Genomic DNA, 293 nt, shown 5'->3' with positions numbered 1-293 from the left:
AACAGTGGATTAGCTGAGATTCAACCCAAAATTGATGCAGCAAAAAAAGATGCTATTGATACATCGCAACAAAAAGTTGATGCATTGAACCAGCAAGTTACCAAAGATTTACAGACTGTTCAACCACGTATTGATAAAGCGAAACAAGAAGCAATGCAGGATGCGTCGCAAAAAATCTCAAAGGTTGAAATCAAAACGGATAGTATTACAAGCATCGTTAACAACCCGTCAACAGGTTTATCAGCAACTCGAGTGCAATTAGATAATGCGATTCAACAGGAAATTAAAGATCG

Annotated in this window: 1 protein-coding gene; it reads left to right on the top strand. The window is 37.5% G+C overall.

From position 1 onward, the window contains the following. The coding region (locus IV67_RS09340; protein ID WP_162261063.1) for a hypothetical protein at nt 1-293 on the top strand (293 nt) is incomplete at both ends.

The sequence above is a fragment of the Weissella minor genome, assembly GCF_001437425.1.
In the GTDB taxonomy this organism is placed as follows: Bacteria; Bacillota; Bacilli; order Lactobacillales; family Lactobacillaceae; genus Weissella; species Weissella minor.
This window is presented reverse-complemented; position numbering and strand designations above follow the sequence as displayed.